At 67.0% G+C, this 15,193-nt stretch carries 11 protein-coding genes; 9 read left to right on the forward strand and 2 right to left on the reverse strand.

Annotated features, from left to right (window positions below):
* Positions 1-291 precede the first annotated feature (291 nt).
* A complete protein-coding gene (gene aroA, locus AB0H00_RS17265; RefSeq protein WP_357266971.1) occupies positions 292-1,584 on the forward strand; it encodes a 3-phosphoshikimate 1-carboxyvinyltransferase in 1,293 nt (430 codons plus the stop codon).
* Positions 1,560-2,585 carry a ribosome small subunit-dependent GTPase A gene (rsgA, locus tag AB0H00_RS17270; protein WP_357267145.1) on the forward strand — a complete coding sequence of 342 codons (1,026 nt, stop codon included), beginning with the start codon at positions 1,560-1,562 and terminating at the stop codon, positions 2,583-2,585. The genes aroA and rsgA overlap by 25 nt, the downstream gene beginning before the upstream one ends.
* Positions 2,586-2,913: 328 nt before the next feature.
* Here the strand turns inward: rsgA and secA are convergent, their stop codons facing one another.
* Complete coding sequence (secA, locus tag AB0H00_RS17275; protein ID WP_357266974.1) at positions 2,914-5,775, reverse strand: preprotein translocase subunit SecA; 2,862 nt, start codon at positions 5,773-5,775, stop codon at positions 2,914-2,916.
* Positions 5,776-6,415: 640 nt separating this feature from the next.
* Here secA and AB0H00_RS17280 point away from each other — a divergent pair.
* The 7 genes from AB0H00_RS17280 (at position 6,416) to AB0H00_RS17310 (ending at position 13,807) form a co-directional block, all read left to right on the forward strand.
* Positions 6,416-7,837, forward strand: coding sequence for a wax ester/triacylglycerol synthase family O-acyltransferase (locus tag AB0H00_RS17280; protein WP_357266977.1), 1,422 nt, complete (start codon positions 6,416-6,418; stop codon positions 7,835-7,837).
* A 40-nt stretch (positions 7,838-7,877) separates the two neighbouring features.
* Complete coding sequence (locus AB0H00_RS17285; protein WP_357267148.1) at positions 7,878-8,441, forward strand: hypothetical protein; 564 nt, start codon at positions 7,878-7,880, stop codon at positions 8,439-8,441.
* A gap of 142 nt (positions 8,442-8,583) precedes the next feature.
* A complete protein-coding gene (locus AB0H00_RS17290) occupies positions 8,584-9,741 on the forward strand; it encodes a ferredoxin reductase (RefSeq protein ID WP_357266980.1) in 1,158 nt (385 codons plus the stop codon).
* A 46-nt stretch (positions 9,742-9,787) separates the two neighbouring features.
* Entirely contained in the window at positions 9,788-11,251 is a 1,464-nt protein-coding gene (locus AB0H00_RS17295; protein WP_357266982.1) for a fatty acid desaturase, read from the forward strand.
* Between the two features lie 94 nt (positions 11,252-11,345).
* On the forward strand, positions 11,346-12,590 hold the full coding sequence (locus tag AB0H00_RS17300) for a fatty acid desaturase (RefSeq protein ID WP_357266985.1): 1,245 nt from the start codon (positions 11,346-11,348) through the stop codon (positions 12,588-12,590).
* 228 nt (positions 12,591-12,818) lie between these two features.
* Positions 12,819-13,439, forward strand: a complete 621-nt coding sequence (bluB, locus tag AB0H00_RS17305; protein ID WP_357267151.1) for a 5,6-dimethylbenzimidazole synthase — start codon at positions 12,819-12,821, stop codon at positions 13,437-13,439.
* A 179-nt stretch (positions 13,440-13,618) separates the two neighbouring features.
* On the forward strand, positions 13,619-13,807 hold the full coding sequence (locus AB0H00_RS17310) for a hypothetical protein (protein WP_357266988.1): 189 nt from the start codon (positions 13,619-13,621) through the stop codon (positions 13,805-13,807).
* Between the two features lie 84 nt (positions 13,808-13,891).
* On the opposite strand, the gene AB0H00_RS17315 is transcribed toward AB0H00_RS17310, so the two are convergent.
* Positions 13,892-15,184 carry an acetyl-CoA C-acyltransferase gene (locus AB0H00_RS17315; RefSeq protein WP_357266991.1) on the reverse strand — a complete coding sequence of 431 codons (1,293 nt, stop codon included), beginning with the start codon at positions 15,182-15,184 and terminating at the stop codon, positions 13,892-13,894.
* Between the last annotated feature and the right edge of the window lie 9 nt (positions 15,185-15,193).

The following is a 15,193-nucleotide window of genomic DNA, read 5'->3' on the forward strand; positions in this document are numbered from 1 at the left end:
CGGCAGGTGCTGCGGCCCCCACCGGTCACGCTCGATCGGTCGACTCTCGTCGGTGACCAGCCGGGCCAGAGGACACGTTTCTTACCGGCACCCGATACGCCAGCTGGACTTCACACCGCGGCGTCACCATACCCATGGGTACAGAGCGGCGATAACCACTCCGGCTTGGATGGCACTGGTCATAACTCCTTAGCACCGGATCGATCGGATCACTCCTGGACCCCCATCAAAGGGCCGCGAACAAGCAGCGCCGCAGGCGCTGCAAAAACCACACAGTGCGATGATGGACGAGTGACTTTCTGGCCAGCGCCCCATGTCGATGTCCCCGTGCACGCGACCGTGACCCTGCCCGGATCTAAATCGATCACGAACCGGGCCCTCATCCTGGCTGCCTTGGCCGACGGCCCCTCGACGATCACAGGCGCGCTGCGCAGCCGGGACACGAACCTGATGATCGCCGCGCTGTGCGCGCTCGGCGCGCGTATAGAGGGGGACGGCGACACACTGTCGGTCACCCCGGCCGCGCTGGGCGGTGGCACGGTCGACTGCGGGCTAGCGGGCACCGTGATGCGCTTCCTCCCACCGGTCGCGGCGCTGGCGTCCGGCGATGTCACACTCGACGGTGACGAGCAGGCCAGGATCCGCCCGCTTCGCACGATCCTCGACGCATTGCGCAGACTCGGCGCCGACATCGACGGCGACGCGCTTCCGTTCACGGTGCACGGAACCGGCGCGCTGCGGGGTGGCATGGTGACCATCGATGCGTCCGGGTCGTCTCAGTTCGTCTCGGGCCTGTTGCTTTCGGCTGCCCGCTTCGAGGAGGGGCTCGTCGTGCACCACGACGGCAAGGCGCTGCCCTCGATGCCGCACATCGAGATGACCGTGGAGATGCTGCGCCGCGCCGACGTGCGGGTGCAGGCGCCCGCGGACAACCGCAAGGCGCAGACCTGGGCCGTCGAGCATGGACCTATCCGGGCGGTGGATTGGGAGGTCGAGCCGGATCTGTCCAACGCGACCCCGTTCCTTGCCGCGGCCGCGGTCACCGGCGGTGAGGTCAGCATCCCGCACTGGCCGCGGTTGACCACTCAGCCGGGCGACGTGATCCGCGAGATTCTGGTTCGGATGGGCGCCGAGGCACGAATCTTCGACGGCATCCTGACCGTGCACGGCCCCGACCGGCTCGCGGGCATCGACATCGACCTGCACGACGTAGGCGAGCTGACTCCGACCGTCGCGGCCCTGGCCGCACTGGCCGATTCCCCGTCCCGGCTGCGCGGAATCGCGCACCTGCGCGGACACGAGACCGACCGGCTGGCCGCATTGTCCACCGAGATCAACCGGCTCGGCGGTAGGGTCACCGAAACCGAGGACGGACTGGAGATCGTGCCGGCGGAGTTGCACGGCGGCAAGTGGCATTCCTACGCCGATCACCGGATGGCGACGGCGGGAGCAATTCTCGGTCTTCGGCTCCCCGGCGTCGAGATCGAGGACATCGGGACCACCGCCAAGACGCTACCGAACTTCGTCTCGCTGTGGGAGCGGATGCTCGACCCCGTGCTATCCGGTCAAGGAGGAGTGCGCTGAGCCGGGCAGGACGCTCCACCGCCAGCTACGACGAATCCGACGTCCGGATCCGGCCGGGACGCAGTTCCCGCCCCCGCACCAAGACTCGGCCGCAGCACAGCAATGCCGAAGCCGCCATGGTGGTCTCCGTCGACCGCGGCCGGTGGGGGTGTGTACTCGGTGGCGATCCGGATCGACTGATCGTCGCCATGCGAGCCAGAGAACTCGGGCGCACTCCCATCGTGGTCGGTGACCAGGTGGATGTGGTCGGCGACCTGTCCGGAAAGCCGGACACCCTGGCCCGTATCGTGCGGGTCGCCGACCGCCGAACAGTATTGCGCCGCACCGCCGACGATACGGATCCGTTCGAGCGGATCGTGGTCGGCAACGCCGAGCAGCTGTTCATCGTGGTCGCCCTGGCCGACCCACCACCGCGAACCGGTTTCGTCGAGCGCGCGATGGTCGCGGCGTACGCTGGTGGGCTGCAGCCGATCCTGTGCCTGACCAAGCACGACTTGGCCGCCGACTCCGAATTCGCCTCGTCCTTCGACGATCTGGATCTCATCATCATCTACGGCGGTGTCGACGACCCGCTCTCGCCGGTGCTCGAACTGCTCGACGGCAGGCTCACCGCCTTGATCGGCCACTCCGGTGTCGGCAAGTCGACCCTGGTGAATCGCCTTGTGCCGGAAGCAGATCGGGCGGTCGGTGTGGTTTCCGGCGTCGGTAAGGGCAAACACACCTCCACCCAGTCGGTAGCTATTTCCCTTCCCGACGGCGGCTGGGTCATCGACACCCCCGGCATCCGCTCCTTCGGCCTGGCCCACATCACCCCCGACGACGTCATCGCCGCCTTCGACGACCTCGCCGCCGGCATCGAGGATTGCCCTCGCGGCTGCAACCACCTCGGCCCACCGGCCGACCCCGAATGCGCCCTCGACAACCTCCCCGGCAAGGAACGGCGGGTTGCCGCCATCCGTATGTTGCTGACCGCCCTCAACTCCAATGAAAGCTGGTCCTGACGGGTCGAGACGTCGCGGGCATGGTCACCGAGCGGGGAACCTCACCTACGCTGATCGGCACACTGCTCCGAGGCAATCCGGCCGGGGACAGCCCGGATTGATCCGGCTCGATCGACTGGATCCGCGCGGCGAAAACACCCGCTGCGCCGATGCCATCCCCCTCGACGAGACCACTGCCACACTCGGCGACACCTGTTGAGCCTCTGTCGCTGGCTTACCGGCGCGCTGAACAGCGTTTGCCGTCATGGGCAGAAACGGCCGGCACGGAAACTCACACGACAGCACGAAGGCGCCCAGGAAACCCTGGGCGCCTTCCTGACTCAGCTGATCAGTGCCGGCGACGCGACTTCGGTCCGCGCCTGCCCTTCGCATCGGTGCGGGCGGCTTCACGACGCTCGCGACGGGTGGGCTGGGTGCCGTCCGCGCCGTACTCCTCGGCATCGCTGTGCACCGCGGCGCGTCCGCCCTCGTCCGGACCCGAGTAGCTGAAGCCGCGCGGGCCGCTCTCGTCGATACCCTTGGCACGCAAGGCGGCCGGGACACCGTTGCCGGTGGCGACACGTGCCTCCTCGGTGGGCAGGGGACGCGGCGCGGTCATGGCTCCGACCGGCGAACGCAGGCCCGGGTCGACCGCGACGCCCTCCGGCTGCGGCTGCTGCACCTCGACCTGGAGGTTGAACAGGAAGCCGACCGATTCTTCCTTCAGGCCTTCGAGCATCGCGGCGAACATATCGAAGCCCTCGCGCTGGTACTCGACCAGCGGGTCGCGCTGCGCCATGGCGCGCAGGCCGATGCCCTCCTTGAGGTAGTCCATCTCGTAGAGGTGCTCGCGCCACTTGCGGTCGAGCACCGAAAGCAGCACCTGACGTTCGAGATTGCGCATGCTGCCCACACCCGCTAGTCCGTCGATCTCGGCTTCGCGGCGCTCATAGGCATCGTGCGCGTCGTCCAGCAGCGCCTCGAGCAGTTCCTCGCGGGACAGCTCGCCCGCTTCGCCGATCTCGGTTTCGCCGGTCAGATCCTTGTAGTCCACGCCCACCGGATACAGCGTCCCGAGCGCCGTCCACAACTTGCCCAGATCCCAGTCCTCGACATACCCGTCGGCGGTGGCACCGTCCACGTATGCGGTGATCACGTCCGTGATCATGCCCTGGACCTGCCCCTCCATGTCCTCGCCGCGCAGGATCCGGTTGCGCTCGCCGTAGATGACGGTGCGCTGCTGGTTCATCACCTCGTCGTACTTGAGGACGTTCTTGCGGATCTCGAAGTTCTGCTGCTCGACCTGGGTCTGCGCGCTCTTGATCGCCTTGGAGACCATCTTGGCCTCGATCGGCACGTCGTCCGGCAGATTCAGCCGGGTCATGATCGCTTCCAGCGCGGCGCCGTTGAAGCGGCGCATCAGCTCGTCGCCCAGCGACAGGTAGAAGCGGGACTCGCCGGGGTCGCCCTGACGGCCGGAGCGACCGCGCAGCTGGTTGTCGATGCGGCGCGACTCGTGCCGCTCGGTGCCGAGCACATACAGGCCACCCGCCTCACGCACCGCATCGGCGTCCTCGGCGGTCTGCGCCTTGACTTGATCCAGGGTCGGCAGCCAGGCCCGCTCGTACTCCTCGGGCGTCTCGACCGGGTCGAGACCCTGCTTGCGAAGCAAGATGTCGGTGATGATGTCCGGGTTGCCGCCGAGCACGACGTCAGTACCACGACCAGCCATGTTCGTCGCCACGGTCACCGCACCCGGCCGTCCGGCCTCGGCGATGATCTCGGCTTCCTTCTCGTGAAACTTCGCGTTCAGCACGTTGTGCGGGATGCCGCGCTTGGTGAACTGTTTGGACAGGTACTCCGAGCGCTCGACGCTGGTGGTACCGATCAGCACCGGCTGGCCGTTCTCGTGCCGCTCGGTGACGTCGTCGACCACGGCGGAGAACTTGGCCTCTTCGGTCTTGTAGATCAGGTCCGACTGGTCGGCACGGACCATCGGCTTGTTCGTCGGGATCGGGACCACGCCGAGGGAGTAGATCTGGTGCAACTCGGCGGCCTCGGTCTCGGCGGTACCGGTCATGCCGGACAACTTGTCGTAGAGGCGGAAGTAGTTCTGCAGCGTGATGGTGGCCAGCGTCTGGTTCTCCGGCTGGATCTCGACCTGTTCCTTGGCTTCGATCGCCTGGTGCATGCCCTCGTTGTAGCGGCGCCCGACCAGGATGCGGCCGGTGAACTCGTCGACGATGATCACCTCGCCGTCGCGGACGATGTAGTCCTTGTCGCGGGCGTAGAGCTCCTTGGCCTTGATGGCGTTGTTCAGGTAGCTCACCAGCGGCGAGTTGGCGGCCTCGTACAGGTTGTCGATGCCGAGCTGGTCCTCGACGAATTCGACGCCCGCCTCATGCACGCCGATCGTGCGCTTTTTGATGTCGACCTCGTAGTGCAGGTCCTTCTTCAGCAGTGGCGCGATGCGCGCGAACTCGGCATACCACTTCGAGGAGGCGTCGGCCGGACCGGAGATGATCAGCGGGGTGCGCGCCTCGTCGATCAGGATGGAGTCGACCTCGTCGACGATGGCGAAGTTGTGCCCACGCTGCACCAGGTCGTCCAGCGAGTGGGTCATGTTGTCGCGCAGGTAGTCGAAGCCGAACTCGTTGTTGGTGCCGTAGGTGATGTCGGCGTTGTAGGCCGCCCGCCGCTGGGCGGGGGTCATGCCGGACAGGATCACGCCGACCTCGAGACCGAGGAAGCGGTGCACGCGGCCCATCCACTCGGCGTCACGCTTGGCCAGATAGTCGTTCACCGTGACGACGTGCACGCCGTCGCCGCTGATCGCGTTCAGGTAGGCGGGCAGCACACAGGTGAGGGTCTTGCCCTCACCGGTCTTCATCTCGGAGATGTTGCCGGTGTGCAGCGCGGCGCCACCCATGACCTGCACCTTGTAGTGCTTCTGACTGAGCACTCGCCAGGACGCCTCGCGCGCGACCGCGAATGCCTCGGCCATCAGCTGGCCGAGCGGATCGCTCTCGCCCTCGTCGACCATCTCGGCGTAGCGCTCGCGGAACTCATCCGTCTTGCCACGCAGCTCGGCGTCGGTGAGCGACTCGTAGTCCGACTCGAGGTCGAGCACCTGGTCCGCGAAATGCGAGAGCCGCTTGACAATGCGACCCTCACCAATCCGTAGCAACCTCGTCAGTGTCAGCGCAGGCACGGGTCTCGTCAGTCCTCTGGTCGGTGTGTCTATCGTGTCGTCGGCCCCCGGGCCGGTGCGGGCCCACGCGGTGGCGCGGAATCCGCGGCATGCTCCATGGTAATGCGGCATCCATGGTAGGCGCCGACGAGCAGCGACGTGCCGCCTCCCATGCCGTCAGGGCCCGTGACACGCACGTTGCCACCCACAGTACGCGCGGCTGACGGGCCGATTTCCCCGGCGAGCACGCTCCACGCGGGTTACCCGGCGAACGCTCGATCACCGAGTGTGCCGGTATCGCCGCGGTCGCCAGAGCAGCGAACTATCGGCGAATCCCTTGGCACCGAGGCCGTTTCACGAAATGCCCGACGACACAAGACGTCCGCTCAGCGCGCCCATTTCCACGTGGGCTGCCGTGCCGGACGCGTTGACAGGATGGCCTGTCTCTCGGTCGACGACGCGACGGTCCGACACGCTGCGCAACCGAACGCCCCGCCGACCGTGCATCCCAGCCCCTGCTGTGATCGAATCGAGTTCCCTACCACCCGGAGGGTTGCGGGGCGCACCGATTTCACCGGATATGCCACAACGGGACGAGGCAACCGTTGTCGCGGCAGCACAATAGGCAGGTACGGCATCGGGAAAAGGAGCACCGGGCAGCGTGATCACGAGACTGACGCCGCAGGACGCGTCGTTCTATCGGCTCGAGTCGAGCAGCAATCCCATCCACATCGGCTCCCTCGCGATCGTCCTGAACACCGACTCCGGCGCCGGAGCAGGCACGCCGATCTTGAACTACGACCGGCTGGTCGACCTGGTCGATGCCAGGCTCCCGCTGGTGCCGAGATATCGGCGCAGGGTGCGGGAGGTCCCGCTGTCGCTCGGGCGGCCGGTCTGGGTCGAGGACAGTCGATTCGACATCACCTACCACATCCGACGCTCGGCGCTGCCCGCTCCTGGCACCGATCAGCAGCTGTACGAACTGGTCGCCCGGCTCGCCTCCCATCCCCTGGATCAGAGCAGGCCACTGTGGGAGATGTATCTGATCGAAGGTCTGTCCGAGGGCCGCTGTGCGATCTTCACCAAGTCGCACTCGGCACTGGTTGACGGAGATACCGCGCTGGAGATCGGCCACGTGATCCTCGATGCGGGGCCCGCAACGCGCGAGCTGGCCGACGACGCCTGGATCGCGCCGCGCGAACCCAGCGACGTCGAACTGCTGGTCGGTGCGCTGGCCGATCTCGCGGCGCAGCCACGCAAGGCGCTGGATGTCGCCCGCGACGCGAGCGCGAGCGCCTTCGCGGTGATCGGCACGGCGAGCAAGGCGGTGGACTCGGTGGTGTCGGCGGTGCGGGCCGCGGCGACCGGTGCCCCGGACAGCCCGCTGAACGGCCCTACCTCCCGCAGCCGTCGCTTCGACGTGGTGCGCACCGACCTGGCGGACTACCGCACGATTCGCACCCGCTTCGACTGCTCCACCAACGACGCGATCCTCGCGGTGGTCACCGGCGCGCTGCGCAACTGGCTGCTGTCGCGCGGTGAGGCACTCACCGAGTCGACCACGCTGCGGGCGGTCGTACCCATGTCGGTGTATGTCGAAGGGAACGGCGGGAATCGGCTCAAACCGGCGGGCGAGGTGTCGACGTTCCTGATCGATCTTCCGGTCGGCGAGCCGAATCCGGTGATGCGCCTGTCGCACATCGCGCACGCCACCGAACTCAACGGCAGAAACCAGCGTGGCGTCCGCGCGCGCACCCTCGTTCATCTGGCCGGGTTCGCTCCGGCCAGCCTGCATGCGATGAGCGTGCGGGCGGCGAGTACGTTCGCAGAGCACACGTTCAACTTGGTGATCACCAACGCGCCGGGTCCGCAGACGCCGATGTTCATCGGCGGCGCGCGGATGCTGGAGATGTACCCGGTGGCGCCACTGCTGCGCAACCAGGCGTCGAGCATCGGGATCACGTCCTACGACGGACGCGTTTTCTTCGGACTCAACGCCGACCGCGACGCGATGGCCGACATCGGCGTGCTCGCCGCGTCGGTCCGCGATTCCATGGAGGAGATGCTCGGTGCCTGCGTCTGACCAGAAGAAGCTACGGGTCTACATCCCGGCGACGGTGCCGATGCTGCGCGAGCTGGTCGCGAACGGGGAGCTGGCACCTATCGGCGGCACCGCGTTCGCCGTCACCCCCGCGCTGCGTGAGGCATACGCCTCCGGTGACGACGAGGAGCTCGGCGAGGTGGCCATCGGCGAGGCTGCCCGCGCGTCGCTGCGCCTGCTCGCCGCCGAGCGCGAGCAGATCGCCGAGTCCGACCAAGACGCAGCAGAAGCAGCAAACACAGCGAACACGGAAAACGCAGCGCCGACCGACGACGCCGCTCCGGTCGCCCCCGGCAGCTCGGTCTACCGGCGTGCGGTGATCGCCGCCGACGTGACGGGTGCGAAGCTGCGGCCCGATCTCGACGACGCGGTCGTGCGCCTGGCGGGTCCGATCGGCTATCCGCAGATCGCCTCCGTGCACGTCGACTTAGCGGACGCCGAGCCAGAGGTGGCCAAGGCGGTCGACGTGATCGATGCGGCCGATCTCGGCGATACCGACGCCGAGTTCGTGCTCGGCGACGCCGAGGATCACCAGCTGGCTTGGTACGCCGCGCAGGAGCTGCCATTCCTGCTCGACCTGCTCTGACTCACGCATCGTCCGAGCCGCAGGGCGTCCATACGACACCGTTGCGCCCGGGCTTGCCACCGCCCGAACCTACGATGCCGTAACCTGGCAGGTGAGGCGCGTCCGATCGGCGCATCCGACGACAAGGAGACGAACGGCAGCGATGGGTTCGAAAAGAGGGGGATTCTCGGTGCGGGGCGTCCGCGAGTGGCTGGAGGCGCCGGCCGCGAGTGTCGCCGAGCGCGGCGGCAGGCTGAACGTCCTGCGCGGCGCCGTGGCACGGGTGACTACCCCACTGCTGCCGGACGACTACCTGCACCTGGCCAACCCGCTGTGGTCGGCGCGCGAGCTGCGCGGGCGCATCGTCGAGGTGCGCAAGGAAACCGCGGACTCCGCGACACTGGTGATCAAACCGGGGTGGGGCTTCGACTTCAAATACGATCCCGGTCAGTACATCGGCATCGGCATCCTGGTCGACGGCCGCTGGCACTGGCGCTCGTACTCGCTGACCTGCCCCCCGAACTGGAACGAGCCGGGACACGGCGGCAAGCGACTGATCTCGATCGCCGTGAAGGCGATGCCGGAAGGCTTCCTGTCCAGCCACCTGGTCAGCGGTGTTCCGGTCGGCACCGTCGTCCGGCTCGCCGCGCCGCAGGGCGGCTTCGTGCTGCCCTACCCCCCGCCGGAGAAGGTTCTCTTCCTCACCGCGGGCAGCGGTATCACCCCGGTCATGTCGATGCTGCGCGCGATGGACCGCCGCGACCTGGTCACCGACGTGCTGCACCTGCATTCCGCGCGCACTGCCGACGACGTGATGTTCGGCGCGGAACTGCGCGCGCTGCACGATCGGAATCCGAGTTTCCGCTCGCACCTGCATCTCACCGGCGAGCACGGCAAGTTCGCGCTCGCCGACCTCGACACGAAGTTTCCCGACTGGCGAGAGCGGCACACCTGGGCGTGCGGCCCCGCGGCGATGCTCGACGAGATCGACAGCCACTGGCGCGACGCCGGCCGGTCCGACCGGCTACACGTGGAGCGATTCGAGATCGAGCGCTCGGCGGTCGGCGAGGGCGGCACGGTCACTTTCGGCAAGTCCGGGCGCACCACCGAGGTGGATGGCGCGACCAGCCTGTTGGAGGCGGGCGAGTCCGTCGGCGTACGGATGCCGTTCGGCTGCCGCATGGGGATCTGCCAGACCTGTGTCGTCACCGTGAGTTCCGGTTGCGTGCGCGATCTGCGCAACGGAGACGAGCGCCGAGAGGGCGACAAGGTGCAGACCTGCATCTCGGCCGCCGCAGGCAACTGCACCCTGGACGTGTAGTCCGGCAGGTACCCTCGATCTAGTCCGAGTAGGGAAAGGACCCCCGGTGGCCATCGCCGACATCAAGACGTTCGCCCACCTGACAGCGTCCGACATCGAGACACTGGGGCAGGAGCTCGATGCGATCCGGCGCTCGGTGGAGTTGTCCCGCGGTGCACGCGACGCGAGGTACATCCGACGCTCGATCGCGGCGCAGCGCGGTCTCGAAGTGGCGGGCCGGGCCGTGCTGTTCGGCAGTCGCAACCGCTGGGCATGGCTGGCGGGCACCGCGCTGCTCTCGGTCGCCAAGATCATCGAGAACATGGAGCTCGGGCACAACGTCAGCCACGGGCAGTGGGACTGGATGAACGACCCGGAGATCCACTCCAGCTCCTGGGAGTGGGACATGACCGGCCCCTCGTCGCAGTGGCGCCGCGCGCACAACTACTCCCACCACACTTACACCAACGTCCTCGGCAAGGACGAGGACCTCGGCTTCGGCATCATGCGGATGACCCGCGACGAGCAGTGGAAGCCGATCCACCTGATGCAGCCTCTGGCGAACCTACTGCTGGCAACTACCTTCGAGTGGGGCATCGCGCTGCACGACTTGAGCATCGAGAAAGAGTTGGCAGGCACCCAGCCCGGCGAGCTCATGTCGCAGCCGAACAGGGACATCGCCCGGAAGATCTCCCGGCAGGTGGCCAAGGACTTCCTGATCTACCCCGCCCTAACCGGACCGGCCTTCAAACAGACCCTGAAGGCGAATGCGATGGCGAACCTGGTGCGCAACCTGTGGGCGTACGCGGTGATCTTCTGTGGCCACTTCCCCGACGGCGCGGAGAAGTTCACCATCGAACAACTCGAGAACGAGACCAGCGCTGAGTGGTATCTGCGCCAGATGCTGGGCAGCGCCAACTTCAAGGCCGGGCCCGCTATGGCGTTCATGAGCGGCAATCTCTGCTACCAGATCGAGCACCACCTGTTCCCTGATCTGCCGAGCAACCGGTACCCGGAAATCGCGGTGCGGGTGCGCGAGCTGTGCGACAAATACGACCTTCCTTACACCACCGGTTCGCTCGGCAAGCAGTATCTGCTCGCGTTCCGTACCATCCACAAGCTCGCGCTGCCGGACCGGTTCCTGAAGGCGACCGCCGACAACGCCCCCGAGACGTCCTCGGAACGCAAGTTCGCGGGCGTCACCCTGCCGTCGATCGGCACCGGGTGGGATCTGACGCTGCCGGGTGCGGAGTCCACGCACTGGCTGCGCATCGATCCGGAAACCGGCAAGCGGCGCGGTCTGCGCTCGGCGCTGCATGAGGCGAAGGTCGTGCTCAAGGAGAAGGCGCGGCAGGAGAAGGAAATGCTGCGCGAGGCCAAGGCTGCCTTGCGAGTGAAGGCCAAGCACGAGCAGGAGATGCTGCGCGAGGCCACACTCGCGCTGCAGGAGCGTGCCCGTCAGGAGCAGGCGTCGCTGCGCAGGAAGGCTGTCTGGGGCAAGTCTTTTCGCCTCGGCCGCAAGCGGCGTTGACCTATCGGGTCGCTGATCGCAAGAGCATGCCCGATCCAGTTGTGACGAGTCCCTCACAACCTACGGTCTCGTAACCTACGGTATAGTAACCGGCATGGCCATCTCGGATGTCAAGGAATACGCGCACCTGACCGAGGCCGATGTGGAAACACTCGGCGCGGAGTTCGACGCGATTCGGCGAGAAATCGAGGCCTCTCGGGGCGAGCGCGACGCGAAGTACATCCGCAACGTCATCCGGCTCCAGCGCGCGCTCGAGATCAGCGGCCGCGTTGTGCTGTTCGGCAGCTTCCTGCCGCCCGCATGGTTGGCCGGCGTTGCCCTTCTCGGCACCTCCAAGATCATCGAGAACATGGAGATCGGGCACAACGTCATGCACGGGCAGTGGGACTGGATGAACGATCCGGAGATCCACTCCAGCTCCTGGGAATGGGATAACACGGGTGCGTCCAAGCATTGGAAGCACACGCACAACTACCTGCACCACAAGTACACCAACGTGCTCGGCATGGACGACGACATCGGCTACGGCCTGCTGCGGGTGACCCGCGATCAGCGGTGGAAGCCGTTCAACCTGGGCAACCCGCTCTACAACCTGGTGCTACAGCTGTTCTTCGAGTACGGCGTGGCCATTCAGCACCTGGAGCTGGGCAAGCTGGCCGCGGGCCGATTCAAGCCGGGCACCCCGGAACGGGCCGAGTTCGAGCGCAAGCGCGGCGAGGCGCTCACCAAAATGGGTAAGCAGGCCCTCAAGGACTACGTGATCTTCCCCGCGCTCACCGGTCCCGCGTTCTTCTCCACGCTGACGGCCAATCTGGCCGCCAACGCGATCCGCAATGTGTGGTCCAACGCGGTGATCTTCTGTGGCCATTTTCCGGACGGCGCGGAGAAGTTCACCAAGGCCGACATCGACGGCGAGACACGCGGCCAGTGGTACCTGCGTCAGATGCTGGGCAGCGCCAACATCTCCGGCGGGCCGGTCACCCATTTCATGACCGGCAACCTCAGCCATCAGATCGAACACCACCTGTTCCCGGACCTGCCGAGCAACCGGTACGCCGACATCGCCGTGCGGGTGCGCGAGCTAGCCGAGAAGTACGACCTGCCCTACACCACCGGTTCGCTGCCGGTGCAGTACTTCAAGGCGTGGCGGACGATCCTCAAGCTGGCGTTGCCGAACAAATACCTGCGCGCCACCGTCGATGACGCACCCGAAACAGCCTCGGAGCGCAAGTTCGGTGGTAAGGCAGAGTCCACCATCGACCCGATCACCGGAAAGCGCCGCGGTCTGCGCACCGCGATCGCCAACGGGCGACGCCGGATCAGGCGTCACGCGGTCTGATCGGTTTGCCGGCACACAGGCATCAACCGCCGACTGTGCCCGCTCACGTTACGGGTGCGCGCGCTCAACTCAGTTACTGGCCGATACAACCGAAGCAGCTCGACCTCCGCTTCCGAGCTCAGCGAGACAGAGCATTGCTCGGACGCGAGCCACAAGGGGGCCGCGAAGACGCCGCGCCCGCGCGGCAAAAGACACAGCTGGTTGACTGGGGCAGTGCGTGCTGAGGATCTGAGCGTCTACGAAGCCATCCAGCGGCGCCGCGATGTGCGCGCCGAGTTCACCGGGGAGCTCGTAGACGATGCCACGCTGTGGCGGATGCTCGGTGCGGCGCACCGGGCGCCGAGCGTGGGCAACTCGCAGCCATGGGACTTCGTCGTCGTCCGCAATCCGGCGACATTGCGGAATTTCGCCGAACACGTGGCGGGCAAGCGCGGCGAGTTCCGGGACGCGCTGCCACCGGAGCGCGCCGCGACCTTCGAGCCGATCAAGATCGAAGGCATCACCGAGAGCGGCACCGGCATCGTGGTCAGCTACGACCACGACCGGGGCGGACCGCAGGTGCTCGGCCGAACCACCGTGCCCGAAACCGGGATCTACTCGGCGGTTCTCGCGATCCAGAACCTCTGGTTGGCCGCCACCGCCGAAGGTGTCGGCGTCGGCTGGGTGTCGTTCTACGACCCCGAGTTCCTCGCCGAGCTGGTGGGTCTCCCCGACGGCATCCACCCCGTCGCCTGGCTGTGCGTAGGTCCAGTCCACGAGTTCCAGCAGGTCCCCGACCTGGAACGATTCGGCTGGCGCGCCGGACGGCCACTGCCGGACGCCGTGCACCAGGAGACCTACCGTGGCTGAGTCTCGAGCAACCCCTTCGAGAAGGTTCGGCGAAGGCCGAGTTACCGGAGTGGCACCAACTCGAACCGGTCGAGGATGCGAGCCAAGTGAGTCGTTCATGGTTCAATTGTCCGCAGAGTGGGTACGCTTTGGGCGAAACTGCTTCGGACGCAGCGTTCTTCGTTCAGGAGGTTTGTGCAATGGCCAATGTCGCTGCCGTTCGGCTTTCGAGCGAGCTGGGCATCGATCTGGCTCAGGCGATGTTGCGCCTGCGGCGGGAGGGCGTCCCCGGCGAGACCAAACACCAGACCTGCCTGCGAATCATCGCTGACGAGGGCCGCGGCCGTCGACCCGGCACAGCCCCGGCCAACCCTGAGCGGGGACGCTAGCCACAGGCAGCGCAGTCGCGCACTCATCCCGTCCCACGGAAGTTCGATCATTCGGACGCCACCGTGGCCCTGACCCACGTCGGGTCACATTCGCTCGAGCACCGCTGAAGCGCCGATACCACCTGCGGCGCAAATGCCGAGCAGCGCCGTACTCTTGCCGGTGCGGGCCATCTCGTTGGCCATGGTGGTCACCATGCGCGCCCCCGTGGCGCCGAACGGGTGCCCGAGGGCGACCGAACCGCCGTGCACGTTCAGTTTGTCGATGTCCACCGCACCGACGGCGGTGTCGCGATCCAGCCGGGTCTTGGCCCACTCGTCGCTGGCGAGGGCGCTCAATACGGACAGCGTCTGCGCGGCGAAGGCCTCGTGGATGTCTATGACATCGATGTCCCTCAAAGACATTCCAGCCTTCTCCAGCGCGCGCGGCATGGAGATCGCGGGACCGATCAGCACCTGGTCGGTCGGGTCGACGCTCACGTAGCTCCAGGAGCGGAAGGCGGCCAGTGGCCGATAGCCGAGGGCGTGCGCCTTCTCCTCGCTCATCAGCAACACTGCGGCGGCACCGTCGGTCAGCGGGCTGGCGTTGCCCGCCGTGACGGTGCCGTCGGCCGCGAACACCGGCTTCAGTCCGGCCAATTTCTCGACGGTTGTGTTACCACGCACGAGGCCGTCGCGCGCGATCTCGACCCCCTCGGGGGTGCGTACTCGCAGTACCTCGTCGTCGAACCGCTTCGACTCGATGGCCGCAGCCGCGCGATGGTGCGAGCGGGCGGCGAACTCGTCCTGATCGGCCCGGCTCACACCATGGATGCGGGCCATTTTCTCAGCGGACTCCCCCATCACCTCGCCGGTGCTGCGCTCGGCGATCCTGGGCCGGCGCGGCAGCAGATCGGTGAACGGCGCGAGCTGCGCGACCGCGGAGAGATAGTCCTTCGGCTTCGGCTTGCCGAGCGCCAACGGCGCCGCCGCGTGCACGACCTTCTGCGGAAGCTTCACCTCGGCGTTCGAGGTGGAATCGCTGCCGCCCGCGATCATGATGTCGTATTCGCCGCGCTCGATCGCGGCCGCGGCGGAGGTCACCGCCTGCAGGCCGGAGGCGCAAGCCCTGGTCACCGTGTAGCCCTCGCAGCCCGGGTGCAGCCGCAGGTCCAGCGCGATCTCGCGCGCGATATTCGGCGCCACGCTCGGCAGGATGACCCCGCCCCAGACGATCGACTCCACCTGCGCGCCGGGCAGCCTGGTCCGTTCCAACACCCCCCGGACCGCGGCATCCGCCAGCGCGATGGAGTCCATTCGGGTGTATCCGGTGAACGCACGCACGAATGGCGTGCGTGCACCGGACACAATCACAGCACGGCGAGCGGCGTTGGTGGCCATGCGATTTCC

It is taken from the genome of Nocardia sp. NPDC023852 (assembly GCF_040639505.1).
Lineage (GTDB): Bacteria > Actinomycetota > Actinomycetes > Mycobacteriales > Mycobacteriaceae > Nocardia.